Source organism: Terrabacter sp. P2_E3 (assembly GCF_056403915.1).
Genome location: NZ_JBFUEN010000020.1, coordinates 18,699 through 42,807 on the forward strand (window position 1 = coordinate 18,699; position 24,109 = coordinate 42,807).

At 72.5% G+C, this 24,109-nt stretch carries 22 protein-coding genes and 1 pseudogene; 9 read left to right on the top strand and 14 right to left on the bottom strand.

Features of this window, described 5'->3' with window-relative positions; translation table 11 throughout:
* The first annotated feature begins 216 nt into the window (after window positions 1–216).
* The gene (locus AC1DW8_RS20470) at window positions 217–399 is read left to right on the top strand and encodes a hypothetical protein (protein ID WP_478095686.1); all 183 of its coding nucleotides are present in this window, start codon (window positions 217–219) and stop codon (window positions 397–399) included.
* Here AC1DW8_RS20470 and AC1DW8_RS20475 read toward each other — a convergent pair.
* Complete coding sequence (locus tag AC1DW8_RS20475) at window positions 374–814, bottom strand: SRPBCC family protein (protein WP_478095687.1); 441 nt, start codon at window positions 812–814, stop codon at window positions 374–376. The genes AC1DW8_RS20470 and AC1DW8_RS20475 overlap by 26 nt on opposite strands.
* 103 nt (window positions 815–917) lie before the next feature.
* On the opposite strand from AC1DW8_RS20475, the gene AC1DW8_RS20480 reads away from it, so the two are divergent.
* A complete protein-coding gene (locus tag AC1DW8_RS20480; protein WP_478095688.1) occupies window positions 918–1,790 on the top strand; it encodes an LLM class F420-dependent oxidoreductase in 873 nt (290 codons plus the stop codon).
* 142 nt (window positions 1,791–1,932) lie between these two features.
* Here the strand turns inward: AC1DW8_RS20480 and AC1DW8_RS20485 are convergent, their stop codons facing one another.
* From AC1DW8_RS20485 to AC1DW8_RS20505, 5 genes are all read right to left on the bottom strand, one after another.
* A complete protein-coding gene (locus AC1DW8_RS20485; RefSeq protein WP_478095689.1) occupies window positions 1,933–2,859 on the bottom strand; it encodes an ABC transporter permease subunit in 927 nt (308 codons plus the stop codon).
* Entirely contained in the window at window positions 2,856–5,651 is a 2,796-nt protein-coding gene (locus tag AC1DW8_RS20490) for an alpha/beta fold hydrolase (protein WP_478095690.1), read from the bottom strand. The genes AC1DW8_RS20485 and AC1DW8_RS20490 overlap by 4 nt, the downstream gene beginning before the upstream one ends.
* A gap of 62 nt (window positions 5,652–5,713) precedes the next feature.
* On the bottom strand, window positions 5,714–5,962 hold the full coding sequence (locus tag AC1DW8_RS20495) for a hypothetical protein (RefSeq protein WP_056775623.1): 249 nt from the start codon (window positions 5,960–5,962) through the stop codon (window positions 5,714–5,716).
* Window positions 5,959–6,357, bottom strand: a complete 399-nt coding sequence (locus AC1DW8_RS20500; RefSeq protein WP_478095691.1) for an ankyrin repeat domain-containing protein — start codon at window positions 6,355–6,357, stop codon at window positions 5,959–5,961. The genes AC1DW8_RS20495 and AC1DW8_RS20500 overlap by 4 nt, the downstream gene beginning before the upstream one ends.
* On the bottom strand, window positions 6,354–7,019 hold the full coding sequence (locus AC1DW8_RS20505) for a ceramidase domain-containing protein (RefSeq protein ID WP_478095692.1): 666 nt from the start codon (window positions 7,017–7,019) through the stop codon (window positions 6,354–6,356). The genes AC1DW8_RS20500 and AC1DW8_RS20505 overlap by 4 nt, the downstream gene beginning before the upstream one ends.
* Window positions 7,020–7,060: 41 nt before the next feature.
* On the opposite strand from AC1DW8_RS20505, the gene tpx reads away from it, so the two are divergent.
* Window positions 7,061–7,555, top strand: a complete 495-nt coding sequence (gene tpx, locus AC1DW8_RS20510) for a thiol peroxidase (protein WP_082619691.1) — start codon at window positions 7,061–7,063, stop codon at window positions 7,553–7,555.
* Window positions 7,556–7,609: 54 nt separating this feature from the next.
* On the opposite strand, the pseudogene AC1DW8_RS20515 reads toward tpx, so the two are convergent.
* Window positions 7,610–8,752 (bottom strand): annotated as a pseudogene (locus tag AC1DW8_RS20515) (MFS transporter); the annotation flags it as partial.
* Window positions 8,753–8,841: 89 nt separating this feature from the next.
* Here AC1DW8_RS20515 and AC1DW8_RS20520 point away from each other — a divergent pair.
* Entirely contained in the window at window positions 8,842–9,348 is a 507-nt protein-coding gene (locus AC1DW8_RS20520) for a MarR family winged helix-turn-helix transcriptional regulator (RefSeq protein ID WP_056777569.1), read from the top strand.
* 4 nt (window positions 9,349–9,352) lie between these two features.
* On the opposite strand, the gene glpK is transcribed toward AC1DW8_RS20520, so the two are convergent.
* From glpK to AC1DW8_RS20535, 3 genes are read right to left on the bottom strand one after another with little or no spacing between them, the layout of a single operon-like run.
* Window positions 9,353–10,879, bottom strand: a complete 1,527-nt coding sequence (gene glpK / locus AC1DW8_RS20525) for a glycerol kinase GlpK (RefSeq protein ID WP_478095693.1) — start codon at window positions 10,877–10,879, stop codon at window positions 9,353–9,355.
* 23 nt (window positions 10,880–10,902) lie between these two features.
* Window positions 10,903–11,061, bottom strand: a complete 159-nt coding sequence (locus AC1DW8_RS20530) for a hypothetical protein (RefSeq protein WP_156415545.1) — start codon at window positions 11,059–11,061, stop codon at window positions 10,903–10,905.
* Between the two features lie 27 nt (window positions 11,062–11,088).
* On the bottom strand, window positions 11,089–11,583 hold the full coding sequence (locus AC1DW8_RS20535; protein WP_478095694.1) for a YfbM family protein: 495 nt from the start codon (window positions 11,581–11,583) through the stop codon (window positions 11,089–11,091).
* Between the two features lie 100 nt (window positions 11,584–11,683).
* Here AC1DW8_RS20535 and AC1DW8_RS20540 point away from each other — a divergent pair, with 100 nt between their 5' ends.
* From AC1DW8_RS20540 to AC1DW8_RS20550, 3 genes are read left to right on the top strand one after another with little or no spacing between them, the layout of a single operon-like run.
* Window positions 11,684–13,408, top strand: coding sequence for a glycerol-3-phosphate dehydrogenase/oxidase (locus AC1DW8_RS20540; RefSeq protein ID WP_056827471.1), 1,725 nt, complete (start codon window positions 11,684–11,686; stop codon window positions 13,406–13,408).
* Window positions 13,409–13,464: 56 nt separating this feature from the next.
* Window positions 13,465–14,697 carry a hypothetical protein gene (locus AC1DW8_RS20545; protein WP_478095695.1) on the top strand — a complete coding sequence of 411 codons (1,233 nt, stop codon included), beginning with the start codon at window positions 13,465–13,467 and terminating at the stop codon, window positions 14,695–14,697.
* Window positions 14,698–14,724: 27 nt separating this feature from the next.
* Window positions 14,725–15,645, top strand: a complete 921-nt coding sequence (locus tag AC1DW8_RS20550) for a carbohydrate kinase family protein (RefSeq protein ID WP_478095696.1) — start codon at window positions 14,725–14,727, stop codon at window positions 15,643–15,645.
* Window positions 15,646–15,669: 24 nt separating this feature from the next.
* On the opposite strand, the gene AC1DW8_RS20555 is transcribed toward AC1DW8_RS20550, so the two are convergent.
* A complete protein-coding gene (locus AC1DW8_RS20555; RefSeq protein WP_478095697.1) occupies window positions 15,670–16,098 on the bottom strand; it encodes a VOC family protein in 429 nt (142 codons plus the stop codon).
* A gap of 137 nt (window positions 16,099–16,235) precedes the next feature.
* Here AC1DW8_RS20555 and AC1DW8_RS20560 point away from each other — a divergent pair, with 137 nt between their 5' ends.
* Window positions 16,236–17,087, top strand: coding sequence for a glycerophosphodiester phosphodiesterase (locus tag AC1DW8_RS20560; RefSeq protein ID WP_162260630.1), 852 nt, complete (start codon window positions 16,236–16,238; stop codon window positions 17,085–17,087).
* Between the two features lie 3 nt (window positions 17,088–17,090).
* Here the strand turns inward: AC1DW8_RS20560 and AC1DW8_RS20565 are convergent, their stop codons facing one another.
* Complete coding sequence (locus AC1DW8_RS20565) at window positions 17,091–17,963, bottom strand: DNA-formamidopyrimidine glycosylase family protein (protein WP_056775654.1); 873 nt, start codon at window positions 17,961–17,963, stop codon at window positions 17,091–17,093.
* Between the two features lie 82 nt (window positions 17,964–18,045).
* On the opposite strand from AC1DW8_RS20565, the gene AC1DW8_RS20570 reads away from it, so the two are divergent.
* Complete coding sequence (locus AC1DW8_RS20570; protein ID WP_478095698.1) at window positions 18,046–21,009, top strand: glycosyltransferase; 2,964 nt, start codon at window positions 18,046–18,048, stop codon at window positions 21,007–21,009.
* Here AC1DW8_RS20570 and AC1DW8_RS20575 read toward each other — a convergent pair.
* Together AC1DW8_RS20575 and AC1DW8_RS20580 are read right to left on the bottom strand one after the other, a co-directional pair.
* On the bottom strand, window positions 20,954–22,168 hold the full coding sequence (locus tag AC1DW8_RS20575; RefSeq protein WP_478095699.1) for a hypothetical protein: 1,215 nt from the start codon (window positions 22,166–22,168) through the stop codon (window positions 20,954–20,956). The two genes, AC1DW8_RS20570 and AC1DW8_RS20575, sit on opposite strands and share 56 nt — an antisense overlap.
* Window positions 22,169–22,177: 9 nt before the next feature.
* Window positions 22,178–24,058 (bottom strand): glycosyltransferase family protein, encoded by a 1,881-nt coding sequence (locus tag AC1DW8_RS20580; protein WP_478095700.1) that lies wholly within the window; start codon window positions 24,056–24,058, stop codon window positions 22,178–22,180.
* Window positions 24,059–24,109: the final 51 nt, after the last annotated feature.

Below are 24,109 nucleotides of genomic sequence, written 5' to 3' on the forward strand. Positions count from 1 at the left end.
CCAGCCTTCCTCGCATGACGATCGCCTACCACGCAGACGCCTCCACGCTCGTCGACAAGGAGGTGCTGACGTGGGAGCAGTTCGGCGTCGCGTTCCGCGAGCTCGCGACCCTCGTCGCCGACTCGAGCTTCCGCCCGGAGGTGCTCGTCGCCGTGGCGCGTGGCGGGCTCATCCCCGGCGGCGGGCTCTCGTACGCGCTCGGAGTCAAGCTCACCGATGCTCGACCTGCTCCAGGAGCACGGTGCCGAGGCACGCAGCGCGGTGCTCTACGGCACGCCCGGATCGGTCGTGACGCCCGACTTCGTCTGGCGCCAGACCGACCAGTGGATCGTCTTCCCGTCGTCGGCCGAGCCGCCGGTCTCCCGCTCCCAGGTCACTGCGACTCCAGGATCCGCCTGATCCTCGCGAGGTCCTTCGTCATGGCCCCACGCATCGCAGCGGCCATGGCCTTGGCGCCGAGCGCCGCGAAGCCGGTGGGCTGCCCCGTGTTGCGCAGCACCATCCGGGTGCGTCCGTCGCCGGCGTCCTCCCACTCGTAGGTCGTGCGCATGGGGAACGGCTTGCCGTCGGTCTGCATGACGAGCCGCTCGCCCGGAACGAGCTCGACGACCTCGTAGACGTACTCGATGCGTCGCCCGAGGAAACGGGCCACGAAAGCCAGCCTGCTGCCCACACCCGTCGGCGGCGACGTCTGCCAGTCGACCGAGTCGATGTTGGCGTACCACTCGGGAGCGTGGGACGGGTCCCCGGCGTACGCCGCGACCTCGGCCACCGGTCGGGCTATCACCGTCTCGACCCGCACGTCGACCGCCATCGTCCGCCTCCTCGTTCTCGCCCGCCGGACCCGACCATCTTCCCGCACGAGATCGAGGCGCTGCTCCCACGCCGATCCCAGCGAGCGGACGTAGTGTCGGAGGATGCATCTCGGACTGCACCTCGCCAACTTCACGTGGAGCGGCGGCTCCTCCACCTTCGTCGACGACCTCGTCCGCACGGCGCGGACCGCCGAGGACGTCGGCTTCACCAAGCTCTCGGTCATGGACCACGTCTGGCAGATCGGCATGGTCGGGCCCAAGGAGCACGAGATGCTCGAGGCCTACACGGCCCTCGGCTTCCTCGCGGCCGTCACCGAGAAGGTGCAGCTGCTCGCCTGGGTCACGGCCGCCGTCTACCGCGAGCCCGGGCTGCTCGCCAAGGAGGTCACGACCCTCGACGTGCTGTCGAAGGGCCGCGCCATGCTCGGCATCGGCGCGGCGTGGAACGAGGAGGAGTGCGTCGGTCTCGGCCTGCCCTTCCCCGCCACCGCCGAGCGCTTCGAGCGCCTCGAGGAGACGCTGCAGATCTGCCTCCAGATGTGGGGCGACAGCGTCGAGCCGTATGCCGGCAAGCACTACCGGCTCGGCAGCACCCTCAACTCCCCGCAGTCGGTGCAGCGCCCGCACCCGCCCATCCTCATCGGTGGCGGCGGCGAGAAGAAGACGCTGCGGATGGTCGCGCAGTACGCCCAGGCCTGCAACCTCTTCGACAGCCCCGACCTCGCCCACAAGCTGGAGGTCCTCCGCGGCCACTGCGAGGCTCTCGGTCGCGACTACGACGAGATCGAGAAGACCGTCATGGGACCGGTCGACCCCGGCCCCGACGGCGAGAACGTCGACGCCACGCTCGAGCACCTGCGTGACCTCGCCGGACTGGGTGTGACGCACGTGCAGCTGGGCATCGGTGACGGGTCGAAGACCGACGTGCTCGAGCTCATCGGCGAGCGCATCATCCCCGAGGCAGCGAAGCTCTGAGCCTCGTCGGGCTCCGACGCAGCAGTCCCGCCGTGGCTGGATGGTTGCGGCGAGGTCGGGTGATTGGCCGCATCCATCCACCCACGGCGGGTATGCCGCAGAGCTCGCTCAGTCGGACGCGACCGCGGGCGTACGCGTCGGGCTAGCTGAGGATGTCGCTGCGCCGGAAGCGGCGGTAGGCGAGCATCGTGAAGGCGACGGCCCACACGAGCGCCCACAGGGCGCCGTGCACCATGTCGGTGTAGTCCGGTGACACGGCGAGGGCGTCCTGCCAGGCCCGCGAGTAGTGGCCCGGGAAGGCGTTGCGGTAGGGGTCGAGCGCGTCGAGCTGGTCGAGGATGTTGAGCAGGATGCTGACGAGCACGGCGCCGCCGACCGCGGCGAGCGGCGCGTCGGAGCGGGTCCCGATCCAGAAGGCGATGGCTGCGATCGGCAGCAGTGTCACGAAGATGTAGGCCATCGCGAGCGCCAGGCGCGGCAGGAACTGGCCCCACGAGAGGTTCTCGCCGAGCGGGTTGGTCAGCGGGTCCCATCCGTAGGCGACGCCGCCGACGAGCAGGCCCCACGCCGGCAGCAGGACCGTCGCGACGAGGGTCGAGGCGATCCCGATCGCGAGCTTGCTCGTGAGCAGGCGGGCCCGCTGCACCGGCGCGATGAGCAGGTAGCGCAGCGACGACCACGACGCCTCGGACGGCACGGCGTCGCCGCAGAAGAGGGCGGCGAGCAGCACGAGGAGCAGCTCCGAGGCGAGGAAGACGAGCACGAGGCTGAAGTTCGCGGCCCCGCTCTGGGCGAGGTCGAAGATCCGGGTCGAGGCACCGCCACGGCTGTTGCTCGACCGCTGGCCGAAGGCGAACGACCCGACGAGGACGAGCGGCAGCGCGAGGAGCAGTCCGAAGGCCCAGATCGTGCGTCGCCGGCCCCACTGCCGGCGCAGCTCGGACCGCCACGACAGCGGGTCGCGCACCTGGTGGATCTGGCCGCTCCCTGCTGCCGGAGCCGGCTCGATGACGTCGAGCAGCGCGTCCCCGGGGCTCACGTCCGGGCCCTCTGCGTGGGTCTCGCTCATCGCGCCCTCACCTGCCTCAGTCGCTCGACGAGGGACGCGCCCTCGTCTCCGGGCTCGCCGGCCGCACCCGGTGCGGACGCCGACGAGATGACGCCGAGGAAGACCTCCTCGAGGTGGCGGCGGCTGCTGACGCCGACGACGGGCAGCCCCGCCGACACGGCAGCCGCGACGACCTCGGCCCGGCCGCGGTCGGCGACGACGACGATCCGGGTCGGGGTGTCGACGCGCACCTCGGTGACGCCACCTGCGGCCTCGAGTGCGTGCACGCCGGCGCTGACGACGTCGTGGGCGACGTGCTCGGGCAGGTCGAGGATCGTCGTGTCGTCGCTGTCGACGAGCTCGGCGACGGGGCCCTGCGTGATGACCCGGCCGGCGTGCATGACGACGACGTGGGTGCACGTCATCTCGACCTCGGCGAGCAGGTGGCTCGACACGACGACGGTGCGCCCGGTCTCGGCGTAGCGGCGCAGGATCGGGCGCATCGCCGCGATCTGGGGCGGGTCGAGGCCGTTGGTCGGCTCGTCGAGGATGAGCAGCTCGGGCAGCCCGAGCATGGCCTGGGCGATGCCCAGTCGCTGCTTCATGCCGTGGCTGTAGGACTTGACCGGCCGGTCGACGGCGCCGCCGAGGGCCGCGACGTCGAGCGCCTCGGCGATGTGGGCGTCCTCGGGGTCCCGGCCCGTGGCGGACCAGTAGGCCTCGAGGTTCTGGCGCCCGGTGAGGTGCGGCAGGAAGCCGGGTCCCTCGATGAGCGCGCCGACCCGGCCGAGCACCCGCGAGCCGGCGGAGACGGGCTCGCCGAGCACGTGGACGCTGCCGGCGTCGGAGGAGATGAGTCCCATGACCATCCGCATGGTCGTCGTCTTGCCGGCGCCGTTGGGGCCGAGCAGCCCGACGACCTGACCCTTCTCGGCCCGCCACGACACGTCGTCCACGGCGCGGTGGCCGTCGGCGTACGTCTTGACGAGTCCCTCGATGACGAGCGGGACGTCGGCGAGGTCAGGCCGCGCGGGCAGGTGCATCCGGCGGCGCCGGCGCACGAGCCAACCGGCGAGCGCCGCGAGGAGCAGCACCGCGAGGGCGCCGGAGGCGAGGAGGGTCTCGGTGTCGACGCCGCCGGCCACGGCCCCGTCGACCGCAGCACCGGTCGCGACCGGGAGGGTGAGCGCCGAGGCCCCCGAGATGCGGATGCCGCTCGGGGTGCGCGAGTTGGAGTACGTCGACTCGGTGCTCGTCAGCAGGACGCGCCACCGGGTGCCGGCCGGCAGGTCATAGGTCGCTGCCGGGAGCGAGATCGTCACGGGGGTGGGCCGGCCCGGCGTCACGGTGAGGCGCACCGGCGCGACGAGCGGGTTGGTCAGCGTCACCGAGCCACCGGTGACGCGCCACACCGACGCGAAGAGCGTGACGTCCGGCGCGTCGGACGTGACGGTGAGTCGCATCGTCGGCGACCCGACCACCGTCTCGGCCTCGGCGACGGGCTGGGTGTCGAGGGCCGTCGACTGACCGGGCAGCGCCGCGATCTGGTACGTCGAGAGGCTGACGCCCAAAGCGGCGAGGCCGGGCACGGCGATGAGCGAGGCCGGCTGTCCGCCGGGCGGGTGCAGCAGCGCCCCGGAGGTCGTCGTCAGGGGCAGCTCGCGCGTCCGGAGTGCCGCGCCGGACAGCCCCGGGTATGCCGTGAGGGTGTGGAGCGTCGTCGGCTGACCCGCCCGACCGGCGGGGGTGCCGTAGGTGAAGGCCGCTGTGGGCAGGGCCGATCCGCGCGCGCCCTTGTCGCGCACGTAGTGGTCGAGCCACGTGTAGGAGGCCTCGACCTCCTCCGCCTCGTGGGTGCTCGGGGCGTCGTGGCCGCCGTCGCTCCACCGGACGGCATACGGCGTGCCGGAGGCGGCGAGCGCCGACGCGTTGGCGTCGGCCTGGTCGAGCCCGAAGAGCGAGTCGCCGACCCCCTGGACGAGGAAGGTCGGCGCGGTGACGGCGTTCATCGTCGGCTTCGGGCTGTGCGCGCGCAGCAGCGTCGTCAGCTGTGGTGAGGCGGTGCCGGTCTCGGAGGCCTGGACGAAGAGGCGGCAGATCGTCGGGTCGAAGCGGCCGCAGTCGGCGGCTCCGGTGCCCGCCCCCTGGCCGCCACGGAGCGCCGAGAGGAAGAAGTTCGTCGCCCAGACCTGCTTGAAGGGTCCGACGACGTCGATCGGCGAGCGCCCGGCAGCGGTGGTCGCCGGCTTCGTCACGGCGGCCTGCGGGAAGAAGGCGTCGGCGAGGTCGTTCCACGTGATGGCCGAGACGACGCCGTCGACCCGCCGGTCGGAGCCGGCCAGCATGAGGGCGAGGGCGCCGCCGTAGGAGGCACCCATGACCCCGGCGCGCGGGTCTCCCGGACCGTCGAGCTCGACGTCGGAGCGCTTGGCCGCGAGGTCGAGCAGCGTTCTCGCGTCAGCGATCTCGTAGGCCGGGTCGTTGAGGTGGATGCGACCGCCGGACGCGCCCTGCCCACGGGCGCTCCACGCGATGACGACGTAGCCGCGGTCGTGCAGGTCGTTCGCCTGGCTCGTCACCGAGTCCTTGGTGCCGCCGAAGCCGTGGGCGAGCAGGACGACCGGGTGCTTGCCGCTCGACTGCGGCCACACGGAGACGTCGAGGCGCACGGCCGTGCCGTCGGGCTCGGCACCGACGGGCACCGTCGTGACCTCGGGCGAGACCGGGTCGGCGGCGAGAGCGGCCGGGGCGGGCGCCATCGCCAGGCTCGACCCGAGGACGAGCGCGGCGAGGAGGGAGGCCCGGACCGACATGCCCACATCACATCACGGGCTCGTCGTTGAACGGTCACCGACCGTCGAGGGTTGGACCCGGGTCAGTCGCGGGAGAGCCGCTGCTCGAGGACGTAGGCCACGACGATGCACGCGACGAGGACCATCCCGGGCGGGAGGAACCGCGCGGCCCCCTCGAGCTGGAGCCACGCGTACGGCGCGACGGTGAACTCGAAGAGCGACAGGTCGAGCAGGTAGCGCACGATCGGGAGCACCCCGAAGACGATGCCGATGACGCCGACGAGGTTGATGACGAAGCGCGAGCGTGCTCCGGTGTCCTGCGGGTCGGTCACCCTCGGTCCTCTCCGTCGATGAGGTGCTGCTGCCCGAACAGCTGGGCCGTGGCGCGCGCGGTCGGCGACCCGGCGTCGAGGTCGGCGCCCGCGGCGACGAGGACTCGGACGACCTCGTCCTCGCCCTTGAACATCGCCCCGGCCAGCGGGGACTGGTCGCGGTCGTTGCGGCGGTCGACGTCGGCGCCGCGGTCCACGAGGCTCATGACCGTGTCGAGGTGACCGTGGTAGGCCGCGAGCATGACGAGCGTGTTGCCGGCGGGGTCCTGCTGGTCGAGCGGAAAGCCGTGGTCGAGGAACTCGACGAGGTCGGCCGTGCGCCCGTCGCGCGCCATGTCCATCGCGACCGCCACGATCTGCTCCTGCTGCTCCGGCGTGAGCGGCGACTCCGTCATGCCACCAACCTACGGGTCGCCCAGTGGCGGGCGAGGCACCACCCGGCGACGGCGCCGAGGACGTGCCAGGCCGCATGCCCCTGCAGCGGGCTCGTCGGGTCGCAGAGGACGCCCCACTGGTCGAGCAGCCAGAGGGCGTAGGCGGTCACGAGCAGTCCCAACCCGACGTGCAGCCAGCGCGCGCCACCGGCACGGCCCCGGGCGGCCACCAGCTCGAGGACGATGCCGGGCAGCAGGACGGCGGCGAAGAGCACCCGCCGGGACTCGGGCCAGACCCGGAGCAGGACGCCGAGGGCCACGAGGAGGGAGACCCCGCCGAGGACGGCCACGCGCGGCGTGACCCGGCGCAGGCGCACGAGGGCACCGGCGAGCAGGACGCAGCCGACGGCATACATCGGGAGGACGTCGACGAACTGGCCCCACAGCGTCAGGGTCGCGTGGAAGGCGAGGCTGCCGATCCCGACGGCGACGAGCGAGACCGCGAGGAGCGGGACGAGGACGCGCTCGGGACGCGCGGCAGGACCCAGGAGCACGGCTGCGGCGACCCCGGCCACGACGAAGGCCAGGGACGACCACGCGTCAGCCGGCTGGGCGATCCCGTCGGGGCGGGCGAGCTCGCAGAAGCAGCGGGTCGCGAGGCACGTCGCGCCGTCAGCGGGCATGCCGCGACGGTAGCCCCAGGCGACCCGTGTTAGATACGTCCATGGCCACCACCTCCCTCGGAGACACCACCGTCCACACCGTCGGCGACCTGCCGGCCGTGGGCACCCCCGCTCCCGCGTACACGCTGACCGGCACCAACCTGCGCGACGACGTGACGCTGCCCGACGGCAGCCGCGTGGTCCTCAACATCTTCCCGAGCGTCGACACCGGCGTCTGCGCGGCGAGCGTGCGCCGCTTCAACGAGATCGCCGCCGGGCTCGACAACGCGGCGGTCGTCTGCGTGTCGGCCGACCTACCGTTCGCGCTGAACCGCTTCTGCGGCGCCGAGGGCATCGAGAACGTCGTCGTGGCGTCGTCGTTCCGCTCCGGCTTCGGCTACGACTACGGCGTACGGATGGAGAACGGCGGCTTCGCCGGCCTCCTCGCCCGTGCGGTCGTCGTCATCGACGCGGACGGCACCGTCGCGCACACGGAGCTCGTCCCCGCCATCGGCCAGGAGCCCGACTACGACGCCGCCATCGCCGCCCTGGGCTGACGCGCGGGTGAAGCCGCGGACGCTGCGCACCAGCAGCGGCCAGCAGCCGGCGACGAACATCCAGACGGCGATGCCGACCATGAGGTCGGGCGTCTCGACGGAGGCGCTGAGCGGGCCGGCGATGACGTTGCCGAGTGGCAGCGCGACGAACGAGATGAGCACGTCCCACGAGACGACGCGGGCCAGCCGGTCGTGGGGCACGCCCTGCTGGACGGCGGTCTGCCACCCGACGTCGAAGTAGAGCAGTCCGGCCTGGCCGACGAGGGCGAGCGCCATGATCGCGACAAGCCCGCCGGGCCAGGCGAACGCGAGCGGGAAGAGCGGGAAGAGGCCGAGGGCGGCGAAGGCCCAGAGGAGCATCCGGCGCGGCTGGAGCCGCATGGCGACGAGCCCTCCGACGAGCCCGCCCACGCCGAGCGCTGCCGTGACGAGGCCGAGGGCGTGGGCGCCGCCGAGGTCGCGCACGGCCGTCACCTCGACGAGGACGATGAAGACCCCACTGGCGACGTGGAACATCGCCGCCGCGAGGAGGCTCGACCACAGCCAGTCCCGACTCCGGATCTCCGCGAGGCCCTCGCGGATCTCGGTCAGCATGCCGGTGCGCTCCGCGACGTGGTCGGCGCGAGCCCGGAGCCGCGCGACGCAGACCGCCGACCAGGCGAAGGTCAGCGCGTTGACCGTGAAGCCGGCGACCGGGCCGAACCGGGCGACGACGAGGCCGGCGAGGACCGGGCCGCCCACCTGGGCGCTCGACTGGAGGAAGCTGATCGCGCCGTTGGCGGTCTGCAGAGCCGCAGCCGGGACGATGAGGGGCCTCAGCGAGACGAAGGCCGGGTGGAAGAACGCGCCCGCACCCGCTGTGACCGCGGCCAGACCGGCGAGCACGGCCACCGGCGGGTCGCCGAGCGCGAAGGCGACGGCCATGGCGGCGACGGAGCCAGCTCGGGTGAGGTCGGCGCCGACCATGATCCGGTGCGGCGTGACGCGGTCGGCCCAGACGCCGCCGACGAGGGTGCACAGGAGGCGGGCCACCACGGCGCTCGCGAGGACGACACCGAGCTCGCCTGCACCCCCGCCACCCAGGACGACGGCCACGGACAGGGCGATGGGGTTGAAGGCGTCGCCGACCCACGAGAGTCCCTGACCGGCCAGCAGGAGTCGGACGTCGCGGAGGTGGAGCAGGTCGCTCATGGTCATGACCTGACATTAGTTAGACGTCTGACTATCTGTCAATGAATAGTCAGGGATCTGCGCTCCCCGTGCTGCACCTCTGCGAGACTGACGCCATGGCGAGAGCACGGCAGGACTCGGTCGACCGGCACGTCGCACGCTGGAGCGGACTCCTCGAGGACATGGACCCCGAGGTCGAGGGTGCCGTCACGCGCATGCAGGCGATCACCAAGCGGCTCAAGGCCGCCGACCACGCGAGCTACGCCGGCACGGAAGACACGATCGAGGACTACCACACGCTCCACGCGCTGATGATCCAGCCGTTCCCCGAGGAGGCGACACCCGCACAGCTCGCCGACGCGTGCGGCGTGACCCGGGCCGCGATGACGTCACGCGTCGACCGGCTCGTCCAGCGGGGCCACGCGACCCGCGAGGTCGACCCCATCGACCGGCGCCGCATCCTCATCCGTCCGACGCCATCGGGACGGGCCATGTGGGAGAAGGGGATCGAGGCCGGCATGGCTCGTGAGCAGGAGGCCTTCTCGGGCCTGACCGCCAAGGAGCTCGTCGCCCTCAACGGCCTGCTGCGCAAGGTCGTCCTGCACCTCGAGGGCGAGGCCTGAGCCGTCAGGGAGTGTCGTCGTCGACCCAGTCGAGGGTGCGCTCGACGGCCTTCTTCCACGTGCGGAAGAGGCGCTCCCTCTCGGACTCGTCCATCGCAGGGGTCCACCGGCGGTCCTCGCCCCAGTTCTCACGGATCTCGTCGGTGCTCTGCCAGTAGCCGACAGCCAGCCCGGCGGCATACGCGGCGCCGAGAGCGGTGGTCTCGGCCACGACGGGTCGCACGACGTCGACCCCGAGCAGGTCGGCCTGGAACTGCATCAGCGTCTCGTTGACGACCATGCCGCCGTCGACCCGCAGCTCGGTGAGCGGCACTCCCGAGTCGGCGTTCATCGCCTCGAGCACCTCGCGCGTCTGAAAGGCCGTGGCCTCCAACGCGGCTCGGGCGATGTGGGCCTTGTTGACGAAGCGGGTCAGACCGACGAGCGCACCGCGGGCGTCGGGACGCCAGTGCGGCGCGAAGAGGCCCGAGAACGCGGGGACGAAGTAGGCGCCGCCGTTGTCGTCGACGCTCGCCGCGAGCGTCTCGACCTCCTTGGCGTCCTTGATGAGGCCGAGGTTGTCGCGCAGCCACTGCACGAGCGACCCGGTGACGGCGATGGAGCCCTCGAGGGCATAGACGGGCCTGCCGTCACCGAGCTGGTAGCAGACCGTCGTCAGCAGCCCGTTCTTCGACGCGACGATCTCCTCACCCGTGTTGAGGAGCATGAAGTTGCCCGTGCCGTAGGTGTTCTTGGCCGTGCCGACGTCGAGGCAGGCCTGGCCGAACGTCGCCGCCTGCTGGTCGCCGAGGATGCCGGCGACCGGCACGTCGATGAGGATGCCTGGCTTGCACGAGCCGTAGACCTCGGACGACGAGCGGATCTCGGGGAGCATCGCGAGCGGGACACCGATCGCCTCGGCGGCCGACGCGTCCCAGTCGAGGGTGCGCAGGTCCATCAGGAGGGTGCGCGAGGCGTTCGTGACGTCGGTGACGTGCACGCCACCGTCGTCGGCGCCTCCCGTGAGGTTCCAGAGCAGCCACGTGTCGATGGTGCCGAAGAGCAGCTCCCCCGCCTCGGCCCGTTCGCGGGCGCCGTCGACGTGGTCGAGGATCCAGCGCGCCTTGGGCCCCGCGAAGTACGTCGCGAGCGGCAGACCGGTGACGTCCTTGAAGCGCTCGCTGCCGCCGTCGCGGGCCAGCTCGTCGCAGATCGCCTGGGTGCGGGTGTCCTGCCAGACGATGGCGTTGTGGATCGGCCGGCCGGTCGCACGCTCCCAGACGACGGTCGTCTCGCGCTGGTTCGTGATGCCGACCGCGGCGACGTGGGTGGCGTTGAGGTTGGCCTTGCCGAGCACCCCACCGACGACGACGCGGGTGTTCTGCCAGATCTCCATCGGGTCGTGCTCGACCCACCCGGCGCGCGGGAAGATCTGCCGGTGCTCCATCTGGTCGACGGCCACGACGCGGCCCCTCCGGTCGAAGACCATGGCCCGGGTGCTCGTCGTCCCCTGGTCGATCGACACGACATGGCTGCGCTGCTCCGTCGGCATGACCAGACCGTACCGTCGCGCGCCTACATCTCGTCGCGTCCGAGCTGGCGGTGGCGCTCCCGGGCCTCGGCCACGGCGCTGATCGCGTCGCACCGTCCGCACACGATGACCGACCCGTCGTCGCGGCTCTCACGGCGCCACCGGTGACCGGCGAACAGGCAGATGATCCACATGAGTCTCACCGACCCAGTGTCGTCCCCCCTCGGCGTCTACTGCACCACGATGAGAACCGCAGCGTCATGAGCCGCCGCGCGGACGTAGAAGGCGCGCAGCTGCTGGACGTTCGGCAGGAGGTACTCGTCGAGGATGTCGCTCTCCTCCCAGATCTGGGGATAGATGTCGAGGCGCTGCATCTCCTCGGGGTCGAAGCGCGCGCGGAGCTCCGCGTCGGTGACGACGCCCAGCGCCTCGGCCACCTCACGGACGAGGTCGGGCTCGAGCAGGCGCGGCGGCCCGTAGCCGTCGTCCTCACCGACCTCACGGCCGCCGAGGACGGCTCCGCCGAGGGGGTTGTCCGTGCCCCACGCCGCACCCGTCAACAGGAAGTGGACGCCGTGCCACGCCTTGTCGAGATCGAGCCAGCCGTCGCTGCCGTCCTCGTCCTCGTCCTCGTCGAGGATCAGGTCGTTCGCGATCGAGGGGTCCGCGAGGAGACTCGCGAGCTGCTCGGAGTCCAGTTCCCGTGCCACCACCGTCATGCCCATGGCGCTGAGGGTACGGGCTGACCGCCCGGTGAACAGCCCGGAGTCGACACTGGGCCGGTCGTTAGAGTGTCGTTCTCGGCACCGACGTGAAGGGGAACCGATGACGAGCCCAGTGCGGCTGGACACGGACTACCGGGCGCGGGCGTGGAAGCGCCTCGCCACGAAGCAGTTCGACGTGCTCGTCGTCGGTGGCGGCGTGACCGGCGGCGGCGTGGCCCTCGACGCGGCCACCCGCGGTCTCTCGACGGCACTCGTCGAGCAGCGCGACTTCGCCTCCGGCACCTCGTCGCGGTCGTCCAAGCTCTTCCACGGCGGCCTGCGCTACCTCGAGCAGATGAACTTCGACCTCGTCCGCGAGGCGCTCAAGGAGCGCGAGCTCATGCTGAGCCGCATCGCACCGCACCTCGTCAAGCCGGTCTCCTTCCTCTACCCGCTGACCAGCCGCGGCTGGGAGCGCCCCTACGTCACCGCGGGCCTGACCCTCTACGACTCGATGGGCGGCGCGCGCTCGGTCCCGCGCCACAAGCAGCTGACCCGCACCGGAGCGCTCAAGCTGGCCCCGGCCCTCAAGCGCGACGCCCTCACCGGTGGGCTGCTCTACTACGACGCCCAGGCCGACGACGCCCGCCACACGCTGACGACGGTCCGCACCGCGGCCGCCTACGGCGCCACCGTCGTCGCCTCGGCCCGCGTCGTCGAGCTGCTGCGTGCGGGCGAGCGGGTCGTCGGCGCCCTCGTCGAGGACGTCGAGACGGGCGAGCGCACCGAGGTCCGGGCCTCCGTGGTCATCAACTGCACCGGCGTGTGGACCGACGACATCCAGACCATGGCGGGTGGCCGCGGCCGCTTCCACGTCCGCGCGAGCAAGGGGGTGCACATCGTCGTCGCCCGCGACCGGATCAACTCCGAGACGGGCCTCATCCTGCGCACCGAGAAGTCGGTCCTCTTCGTCATCCCGTGGGGCACGCACTGGATCATCGGCACGACCGACACCGACTGGGAGCTCGACCTCGCCCACCCGGCAGCGACGCGCGCCGACATCGACTACATCCTCGAGCACATCAACACCGTGCTCAAGGTGCCGTTGACCCACGAGGACATCCAGGGCGTCTACGCCGGCCTGCGCCCCCTCCTCTCCGGCGAGAGCGAGGACACGAGCCAGCTCTCCCGCGAGCACGCCGTGGCCCGCCCGCAGCCCGGGCTCATCTCCATCGCCGGCGGCAAGTACACCACCTACCGCGTCATGGCCGCCGACGCCGTGGACGCCGCCCGTGAGGACATCGGCGGCGACGTCTCCGACAGCGTCACCGAGTTCATCCCCCTCTCGGGCGCCGAGGGCTACGTCGCGCTCGTCAACCAGATCGACCGGCTCGCGCGCCACCAGGACCTCCCGGTCTGGCGCATCACGCACCTGCTCGAGCGCTACGGCTCGCTCGTCCACGAGCTCTTCGCCCTCGCCGAGGACGACCGCTCGCTCTACGAGCCGCTCCCCGGGGCGGAGGAGTACCTCCGGGTCGAGGCGCTGTATGCCGCCACGCACGAGGGCGCGCTGCACCTCGACGACGTGCTGGCCCGGCGCACGCGCATCTCCATCGAGACCTCGAGCCGCGGCGCCGACAGCGCCCGCGCCGTGGCCGAGATCGTCGCGCCGGTGCTCGGATGGGATCCCGAGCGGGTCGAGGCCGAGGTGTCCGGCTACATCGCCCGGGTCGAGGCCGAGCTCGAGTCGCAGAAGGAGCTCGCCGACTCCGAGGCCAACGCCGAGCGCCTCAGCGCCCCGGACGTGCGCCGCATCCCGGTGAGCCGCGCGCCGGAGCAGTCCTGAGGGACCAAACGCTCGACAACCGCTCCGCAGGACGGCCTCGTTCCTAGACTGACGGGATGAGGACTCGACGCGGCCGGACCGCGGTAGGGGCTACCGTTGCGGCGGCCGTCGCGGCCGTCGTCCTGCTCGTCGCGGGCTGCGGCACGCCCAACCCGACCGCCCAGGCCCGGCTCGAGGGGCACGCGACCGGGCACACGGCGGGCGCCACCGACCACCCGGCGACGGCTGCCACGGGTCACGCGGCGAAGCCCGTCGCTCCCGCCAAGCCGGCCGCGCTGCGGGCCGGTGAGTCGATGCGGACGGTGACGTCGCCGGTCTCCTACACGCCGAAGGCGCCGACGACCGGCACCGACGACTACCGGTGCTTCGTCCTCGACCCCCAGGTCACCCGCGACGCGTTCGTCACCGGCTTCGACATCGCCCCCGGCCAGCCGCAGGAGGTGCACCACGTCATCCTCTTCCGCGTGCCACCGTCGGCGGCCGCTGCGGCCCGCGCCCGCGACGCCGAGTCCGGCGGCAACGGCTGGACCTGCTTCGGCGGCACCGGGCTCGGGTCGCGCGGCGCGAGCCTCGACGACGCCCCGTGGGTCGGAGCCTGGGCACCGGGTGGTCGCGAGAACGTCCTACCGGCCGACGTCGGCATCCCCCTGCAGCGCGGCTCCCTGCTCGTCATGCAGGTGCATTACAACCTCCGGCACGGCGTGACGCCCGACCGCACCTCGGTGAAGCTGCGTCTCTCGTCCTCGTCGAGGCTCAAGCCACTCGAGACGATGCTCTACCCCGCGCCCGTCGAGCTGCCTTGTCGCGCAGGCACGTCGGGACCGCTGTGCGATCGCAACGCGGCAGTCGCCGACGTGACCGAACGCTTCGGCGCCATGTCGTCGCGCATCGTCAACGGGCTGCTGCTCGTCTGCAACGGCACGCTCATCCCGACCCCCGGCGCCACCCAGTCCTGCACGCGCAGCGTCGAGCAGGCCGCGACCATCCGCGCTGTGGCCGGCCACATGCACCTGCTCGGCTCGTCGCTGCGCATCGACCTCAACCCCGGCACACCCAAGGCGAAGACCCTCCTAGACATCAAGATCTGGGACTTCGACAACCAGGGCTCGGTCCCGATCCCGGCGACGGCGATCCGCCCCGGCGACTCGATCCGGGTCAGCTGCACCCACGACCAGGCCTGGCGCGACAAGCTGCCCGACCTCCAGGGGCTGCCCGAGCGCTACGTCGTCTGGGGCGAGGGCACGACCGACGAGATGTGCCTCGGTCTGCTCAGCGTCACGCGTCCCTGACCGCGTCCGGCCATGCACAATGAGGCCGTGAAGACTGACGTCCTCGTCGTCGGCGGTGCCGGCGTCGACACCATCGTGCGCGTCGAGGCCCTGCCCGTTCCCTTCGCCGACTCCCACGTCGTCCCGCCCATCGACACCGTCGTCGGGCACACGGGCAGCGGCGTCGCGCTCGGCTGCCACCGCCTCGGCCTCGCCACGCGCTTCGTCGACGTCATCGGCGACGACCACGAGGGCCGGATGCTCCTCGACCGGTTCGCGGCCGAGGGGCTCGCCTTCGACCATGTCGTCGACGCGAGCGGCACCCGTCGCGCCGTCAACCTCGTCGACGCCACGGGCCGTCGGATGTCCTTCTACGACCCGCGCCACCCCTACGACCTCGCCCCCGACCCGACGCTCTGGCGCAGTCCGCTCGAGCAGTCACGTCACGTGCACGCCTCGATCATGCCGTGGGCCGTCGGCGCCCTCGAGGACGCCACGGCCGCCCGGGCCACGACGTCGACCGACCTGCACGACTGGGACGGGCGCAACCCCCACCACCGCCCGTTCGCGTATGCCGCCGACCTCGTCTTCGTGTCGGGCTCGCGTCTGGACGGGGTCGAGGACGATGTCGTCGCCGACGTGCTCGACCGCGGCCGTGCGCGGCTCGTCGTCGTCATGGACGGCGCCCGGGGCAGCCGGGTGACGGTGCGCGAGGGCGGCTCGTTCGCGGTGGCCGCCGTCGACATCGACGGTCGCCCGGCGGTGGACTCGAACGGCGCCGGCGACGCCTACGTCTCGGCCTTCCTCCACGCGTGGCTCGCCGGCGGTGACGCCCGCGCGGCCGCCCGGGCCGGGACCGTCGCGGGGTCGTGGGCGTGCGGCACCGCGGGCACGCACTCGAGCCTCATCGGCCCGGACGAGCTCACCCGTCAGCTGGCGCGCCACTACGGCGGCGCCGGTCGGGACTGAGGCCCGACCGGACCGCCTCGACGCTCACCCCGTCGGCGCGTCGTCCGTCATGCCGCTGCCGATGTTGACCATCCAGCCGATGCCGAACCGGTCGGTCACCATGCCGAACTCGTCGCCCCACGCCTGCTTCTCGAGGGGCATCATGACGGTGCCGCCGTCGGCCAGCTTGTCCCAGTAGCCGTGCAGCTCGTCGCTGTCGTCGCCGCTCAGGCTCACCGAGATGTTGGTGCCCGGCTGGTAGGGCATCTGCTCGGGGGTGTCGGACGCCATGATCGTGTAGCCGCTCGGCGTCTCCAGCTGGGCGTGCATGACGTTGTCGGCGTTGGGTCCGCTGTCGCCGAACTCGCCGAACGTCGACACCGTCAGCTCGCCGCCGAAGACGGACCTGTAGAACTCCATCGCCGCTCGGGCGTCGTCCTTGAAACCGATGTACGGGTTGAGGCGTGATGCCATCGCCGTGCTCCTCTCGATTGCTGCGGTCCCAAACACACTAGGACCGTGCGCCGACACGTAGGTTGCGTTTCGGTGGGCACCGACGCCCACCACGAAGGAGCGGGTCCGCCCGCACACACCGTCAGGGGATGGTCTTCATGACCCAGCAGCAGCACGTCCGCACCCGATCGCCGAGGTTGCGGCGACGCGCCCTCGCCGTCGGCGCCACTCTCGCCGTGGCGGCAGCCACCGCGGCGACCGTCGCGACGACGACCGCCGCGCCGGCCGAAGCCGCGACGTACGGCACGATCTCGGCCCACCGCGGAGGCGGCTGGGGTCCCGACAACTCGCTCAAGGCGTTCAAGGGCGCGCTCGCGGCCAACATCGACGACATCGAGGGCGACGTCTACTTCACCACCGACGACGTCGCGGTCTTCCGGCACGACAACTCGCTGTCGGCGTGCGGCCTGAACCGGACGATCACCGGCTCGTCGTGGGCGCAGATCGACCAGGTGCGCTGCAGCGGCGAGCCCCTCGCCCGGCTCACCGACGTCGCCGCGGCGTTCCGCGCCTCCCCCAACACGAACGCGGTCCTGCGCGTCGAGCTCAAGCACCCGGCATCGCAGACGGCCGCCGCCGCGCAGGCCCACGCACGGCTGCTCGTCTCGCGTCTCGTCGACCGCGGGATCGCCGGCCGGAGCATCATCCAGGACTTCGACTGGCGCACGACGGCCGCGACGATCCACGCCGCCCGGTCGACGATGCGGGTCTCGTGCCTCGAGTCGTCCGTCACCGACGCCGAGGTCGCGACCGCAGACTCCAAGGGCTGCTACGACCTGTCCTACAACTACGCGAACTGGCGCGACGGGCTCAACGCGACGATCCACGGCAAGGGCATGCAGGTCGCGGTCTGGACCGTCAACAGCGCCTCGACCTTCACGCGCTTCCGCGACGACCTGCACGCCAACGTCATCATCACCGACTACCCCGGGGCCGCCAAGGGCTGGTGACGCTCAGTACGAGCGTCGCGACCGGGCCGCTCCCCGGTTCGAGCCGAGGGGTGCCTGGGGCCGGCCGTCGTCGGTCGGTCCCAGGCCGCCCTGGCAGCCGGGGCAGTAGAACATCGTGCGTTCGCGGGTGGGCTCGCCGATCATCGCGACTCGCACGGTTGCACCGCAGCGCCGGCAGGGCCGGCCGCTGCGCGCGTGGACGTAGTGCGCCTCGTCGAGGCGCTGGCTGCCCGTGCTCGACTGCACCGCATGGCGCCGGCCGTTGTCGATGAGGCGGTGCGCGCGGGCGACGACCCGCTCGACCGTCTCGCGCCCGAGCTCGTCGGCGCGGCTCCACGGCGGCACGCGCTCGAGGAAGAGCGTCTCGGCGCACCACATGGTGCCGACGCCCGCGAGGTTGCGCTGGTCGAGGAGGGCCTGACCGACGGGCACCCGCGCGCCCGCGACGTTGTCGACGGCACGGGCGAGGTCCCAGTCCGGGCCGAGCACGTCGGGCCCGAGGTGGCCGACGAGGTCGCCCTCGTGCGCGGTCGGCACGAGGTCGAGCATGCCGAGCCGCAGCCCGAGCGCGGTCCAGTCGGGCGCCGCGACGAGGGCCCGCAACTGCGGGTTGCGTCGCCAACGGGCGGGCAGACCGGCCGTCGCCTCGACGCGCCACTGACCCTCCATCCGCAGGTGCGAGTGCAGGGTCAGGCCACCCTCGACGCGGTGCAGCACGTGCTTGCCGCGGCTGACGACCTCGAGGGTCGTGCGACCCGTGAGGTCAGCCGTGGCGATCTCCCCCGGCCAGCGCAAATCGGACTCGACGATCTCGCGGCCGGCGAGGGCCTGGTCGAGGCGGGTGGCGGTGCGCCACACGGTGTCTCCCTCGGGCACGCCACCTCCTGATCACCGGTCGTTCACCTGCGCGGTCGCGCGCCCGTCCAGCCTATTCACATCGCGCGACTACCTTCGCCGGGTGCGTGACCTCTCCGTCGTGGTGTCCGCCCACGGCTCCTGCGACCGGATGGCCGCGTGCCTCGGTGCGCTGGCAGCCCAGACCCTCCCGGCCGACCGGTTCGAGGTCGTCGTCGTGATCCACGGGTCCGGGTCGCGCGCCCGGGACGCCGTCGAGCGCGTGACCCGGGGACCGCTCGCGGGTCACGAGGTCGAGCTCGTCGACGCCGTGGCCGACTCACCCGGTGCCGCCCGCAACGTCGGTGTCGGGCTCGCGCGAGCACCGTGGACGACCTTCGTCGACGGGACCGACGCCGTCGCGCCGACGCACCTCGAGACGTTGTATGCCGTCCGCCACCCCGAGCGCATCGTCGTCAGCACGACGTCGGCGGCCGACGACTCCCCGCGACACGTCGCGCCGCACCTCGCCCCCGGGGCGTTGCGTGGGCAGGGCGGGAGGCTCTACCCGACCCGGTGGCTCGTCGACACCCCGTTCGTCGAGGGGCTGTGCGGCAGCGAGGACACGGTGCTCCACGGACAGCTGCTCAGCCGGTTCGACCGTCAGTTCGCCGAGCTCGACCTGACGCCCGGTCCTCCTGACGCGCAGCCGGACCGGCCCGACGACGCCGTCGACCTCGACCACGACGCCGCCGTCCGGGCCCACCTGTCCGTCCTCACCGCCCTGACCACCGGCACGCAGGCCGACCCGGCCGACCGCACCGCGGTCACCAACGCCCTCGCGGCCGCCGAGGTCGCCGACCTGCGGCAGATCAGCGACCTCCACCCCGGCGGGCACGCCCACGTCGAGGCCGCTCTCCGGGAGGCCGGCATCCGCGGCATCACCTCGCTCGGGCCGGCCCACGTCGACGGGACCGCCGACGGCTTCGGCCTCTTCCACACGCCTCCGTCCGGCGCCCGGTCCCTCGTCGTCGTCGCGGGCAGCGCCGGGTCCGTCAACGAGCACGCGCGGATGCTCGGCTTCCTCGCCCGCAGCGGGCACGGCATCCGCGTCCTGCACTATCGCGGGCGGCTCGAGCACAGCCTGCGCAAGCTCCCCGAGACGCATCGGGTCGAGGTGCTTCCCGCCTCCCTCGGCTGGATCGAGACCCGGGTCACCGCCGGTGCGCCCCGCCGCCGCCGGATCGCGCTGCGGGCCTCGCAGGAGGGCCTGCGCCTCGGTCGGCGCGCGCTCCCCGAGCTCGTGCCCGCCCGGCTGGCCGCACCCGCCTTCGGCCGGGTCGACACCCGCGCGGCCACGCTGCTCGACGAGCCGGGGACGCGGGTCGTCCTCGACCGCGCCGGCTCGACCCTGCTGCGCGCGTGGGGCGACGACAGCCCCACCGTCGGCGCGCCCGAGCTCGCCGACCTCGTGCTGCGCACCGCCGCCAGCCAGCTGCGCGGGTCGCTCGCCGACGCGCACGCCGCCCGCGCGGCCTCGCGGCTGCTGCGCGGCCAGGCCGCACGGACCCGCGGCGAGCTCGACCCGGACCTGTGGACGATGGTGGCCTACCGGCTGCTCCGCGCCGGCCGGCTCGAGGCTGCCACCGCCCTCCTCGACGACCGGGAGGCCCTCTTCGGCGCGCTCCCCCACCCCGCCCTCCAGGCACTTCACGCCGTCCTCACCGGCGTCGACCCGTCGACCGTCGACGTCGTCGACGCCGCCCGTGTGACGCTGCGTCACACCGACGACGCCCTGGCCGACGGCGACCTCGACCGCGCCGCCTTCCTCACGACGGTTGCTCTCGACCTGCTCTTCACGCGGCGCCTGCACACGGCCGAGACGCGCTCGGCCATCGTGTCCGAGCCCGACGCCTTCCTCGCTCCCCTGAGGGAGACCGAGGTCGGACGCCTGCTCGGCCGGCGCACGGCCAGCCCGACGCCGCGGCTGTCGCGGCAGCAGCCGAGGGAGACCGACCGCCCTCGCGTCACCGTGCTGCCCGGCGCCTACCCGAAGTTCGCGGCTGCCGTCGTCGCCGGCCTCGACGACCACGCCGACGTCGAGGTGCTCGACCTCTCGACCCGGCAGAGGCGCTTCGCCAACACCGGGGTCGACCCGGTGACGGTGCGCGAGCGGCTGCTCGCCGCGACCGGCCACCCCCCGACGCTCGACCTCGCCACCGCGGAGGCGCTCTCGTCCGACGTCGTCTTCGTCGACTGGGCCGACAAGGGCCTCACCTGGCTGACGCAGGTCGTGCCGGAGGGGACGCGCGTCGTCGTGCGCCTGCACGGCGTCGACACCTTGAGCGCCTGGCTGCACACCGCCGAGTGGGACAAGGTCGACGACGTGATCTTCCCGAGCGACCACCTGCGGCGGGCGGCCGCGGCGGCGCTGGGAGGACGTCTGGACGGCATACGCCAGCACGTCGTCGCCAACCCCGTCGACGTCGAGCGCTACGTCCTGCCCAAGACCGAGTCCGCTCGCACGACGCTCGGGATGGTCGGCTGGGCGCAGCAGGTCAAGGACCCGCTGTGGACCCTCGACGTCCTCTCCGCGCTGCGTCGGCACGACCCCCGCTGGCGGCTTCGGCTCATCGGCGCCGACTTCGCCGTCGACGACCCCAACCCCGTCGAGCGGGAGGCCGCTCGCGCCTTCCACGCCCGGATGGGCGACCCCCTCGTCGCCGACGGCGTCGACTTCGTCGGCTACACGACCCGGTTGCCCGAGCACCTCCGTGAGGTCGGCTGGGCCGTGAGCTCGAGCCGACGCGAGGGCTTCCACATCGGCCTCGTCGAGATGGCCGCGAGCGGCGCCGTCCCCGTCGTGCGCGACTGGCCGGTGTATGCCGGCATCGGCGGTGCCACGAGCCTCTTCCCGGCCGACTGGGTGTCGACCACCCCGGCCGAGGCCGCCGAGCGGATCCTCAGGGTCAGCGGCTCCGGGACGTGGGACGACGCGAGCGGGCGCACCGTCGACACGGTGCGCGAGCGCTTCAGCGGGACGGACTCGGCAGAGCGGCTGCGCCGGATCGTGCTGGGAGAGCGCTGATCCGGCGGAGCACCTGCACCGCCGCGCTGACGTGCTCGATCGGCGAGCGGTGGTCGAGGGGCTGCTCGTCGAGGGCGCTGCCCTCCTCGACGACTCCCCACACCTGGGTGCCGCTGCCTCGGTAGTCGCTCCACTTCGACGGCAGGAAGGGGTTCGGCGCCCCCGGTGGGCTCACCGCGTCGTTGACGAGCAGGCAGTCCATCCGACGCGACAGCGCGAGGAACTCGAGGTAGCCGACGAAGGGCCCGACGCGGACGCAGTCGGCGAGCCCGCGTGCGACGACGACGTCGTGCAGCTCCTCGGGCTTCGAGGTGAAGACGTGGAGCATGAGGCGGTCGCGGGACTCGCGAGGGAGCAGAGCCAGGGCGTCGAGCACCCCGGAGACGCCACGGTTGGCGTAGAAGTTGCCGAAGTAGCCGACGTGCCGCCGGCCCGGGTCCAGCTGGCGCGTCGACGGTTTCGCGTCGTAGAGCGCGGCCGGCGGCGTGGGGTGCGGTGACACGACGGCGACCTGCTCGACGCGGGCAGCGAGCTCGCGGTCGTGGCAGCTCTCGAGCATGACGTCGCGCTGGCGCGTGTTGGTGAACATCACCGAGTCCGCGAGGGCGAACGCCGCGACCTCGCACCACTCGAAGGCGTTGAGGCCGTCAGGTGGCCGGAACCCGGCCCCCTGCACGGCCGAGCGCAGTCGGGCGAGGGTGCGGTCGTCGTGCGCCGGGGCGGCACGCACCTGTCCGAGGACGTCGTGCGACAGCGGGTCGGAGAACTCGGCGTCCCAGTGCAGCCCGGGCCGCGCCGACTTGAGCGCGACCGCAAGGAAGTGGGATGCCGCGAACTGCGCTCTGCTGTAGACGGACTCGTACTCACCCTGCAGCGACTCCCAGCGGACGAAGGTCTCGAGACCGAGCTGCTGGTAGTCGACGATGGAGCCCCACGAGCTGAAGGCCGTGCGTGAGGGCACGGCGGCGAACCGCCGGACGAGGCCGCCGCAGAGCTGGACGAGGTCAGGGTCCTGGTGGCGGATCGAGTCCATCGCGTTGCAGATGACGTCGACGGGCTCGCCGCGGTCGTGGACGCGCTTGGCCGCGACGACCGCAGCGGTGTCGCTGTAGGGCGGGAAGCAGTACGACGCGACGAGGCGACGGGCGGGTGCGTTCATGGTGGGTCCTCAGACGGTGACGTGGACGGTGGGGTCGCCGTGGAAGGCGAGCACCCCACGGCGGGAGAGCAGCTCGACGTCCGAGATCGGCCACGTGTGACCGTCCGGCGTCGACGCGCGCACCGACACGAAGTTGAAGCGGTCCGTCGAGTAGACGCGGCCGCCCTCGGCGCGCACCTTGTCGAGGAACGTCGTGTCGACCCGCCGCGGCAGGTCCTCGAACCGCAGCCGCGCCGCGAGGTCGCGCTCGAGGAGCAGGGTGCCGCCCTGGACGAGGTCGACGTAGCGATGCTCGGCGTCCGGGAAGCGCAGCAGGGTCGCCCCCGTCGCGGTCAGGTGCGCGTAGTGCGCCCACTTCCCGACGACGGCCGCGTCGGTGTAGTCGAAGGCGCGGACGAGGTCGCGGAGGTAGTGCGCGGCGTAGACGTTGTCGTCATCCATCTTGGCGACGAAGCGCCCGGACGCCGCGTCGACGCCGGCGTTCATGCACGCGCCGAGGGTGTCGGTGGACGGACGCGCGACGACGACGACGCGGGTCGGGTCGAGCCCGGCGGCCTCGGCCCGACGACGCAGCTCGTCGTCACCCACCTCGAAGCCGTGCGTCACGAGGACGAGCTCGGTCTCCGCGTGGGCCTGCGCCGCGACGAAGCCCAGAACGTGATCGACCTGGCCGGGACGCATCGTCGGGACGACCGCAGAGATGCCGAGGTCGCGGGACGGCGTCTCGAGACCGACGGCGGCCAGCACGGTGTCGATGCGGTGACCGTAGGTGTGGGCGTCGAGCACCCGGCGGTGGGCGCGCAGCCCGAGCCGGTCGCGGTAGTCCTCGTGCTGGAGGAGGGCGCGCAGCTCGCGCGTCGTCTCCTCGGCGCTGCGGGTGACGCGGACCGTGTCGCCGAAGAAGGGCTCGACCGAGGCGGCCGGACCGGACAGCACCGGCGTCTGCGCGGCGGACAGCTCGAAGAGCCGCCGGGCGCACATCGTCGGCGACTCGGTGACGGAGTTGACGTTGAGGAAGACCTTGTAGGCCGTGTAGGCGCCGAGCATGCGACGGTACGGCAGGCTCCCGACGAGCGCTCCGGCATACGCCCTCGGGAACTGGTAGCGCTGGTCGCGGCCGGCAAGGCGGGAGAAGACCTCGAGCCCGAGCGGCAGGGCGGGCTCGAGGACGTAGGCCATCTGTGCCCGGCGCTCGTCGTGCTTGTCGGCGAAGTAGCTCCCGGCGAAGGCGACCTCGCGGGTGCGGCCGGCGCCGTGCCGCACCGGCGTGTGGATGCGGGGCTGGGCACCGAAGGGCAGCAGGCCGATCCGGGTGTGGCCGAGGTCGCGCTCATAGTCCGGGATGCGGCCCGCGTCGACGGTGAAGACGTGGTCGAAGAGGCGGGCCGTCTCGACGAAGAGGTCGTAGTTGGGCGGGTCCTCCTTGTTCCAGAAGACCGTCGGGACGCCCGACGAGCGGCAGTGCTCGACGAGCGCGCGCAGCTCCGGTGACGGGCCGGCCTCGGTCGTCATGGCGAGGCGCCACGTGCCCCCGTTGCCCGCCCACGCCGACTCGACGAAGAGGAGGTCGGCCGGCCGGGCCGCGAGCTGGTCGCGCCAGTCCTGCGGCGTCACGCAGACCTGCGTCCACTCGTAGCCCAGCGCGAGCTGCGAGAAGTCGTCGAGGACCACCGCGGCGACGACCTCCGGACGCGCCACGGGACCGCTCGGGATCTCCGGGCGCGGCACGTCGACACGCAGCCGGGCCGATCTCACCCGGGGCAGGCGGCGTTCGACCTCCTTGCGCACCTTGCGCGGAAGAGCCTGTCGCGCTTGGGGATCCCGCGCCGCCCGCACTGCGGCACTGCGGGCCCGGTCGAGGTCGGACAGCACTCGCTGCCGCGTGTTCACCACAAACTTCTCTCTCTGTTCGACTGACGTTCCGCCTGGGCCGGTCCGCCG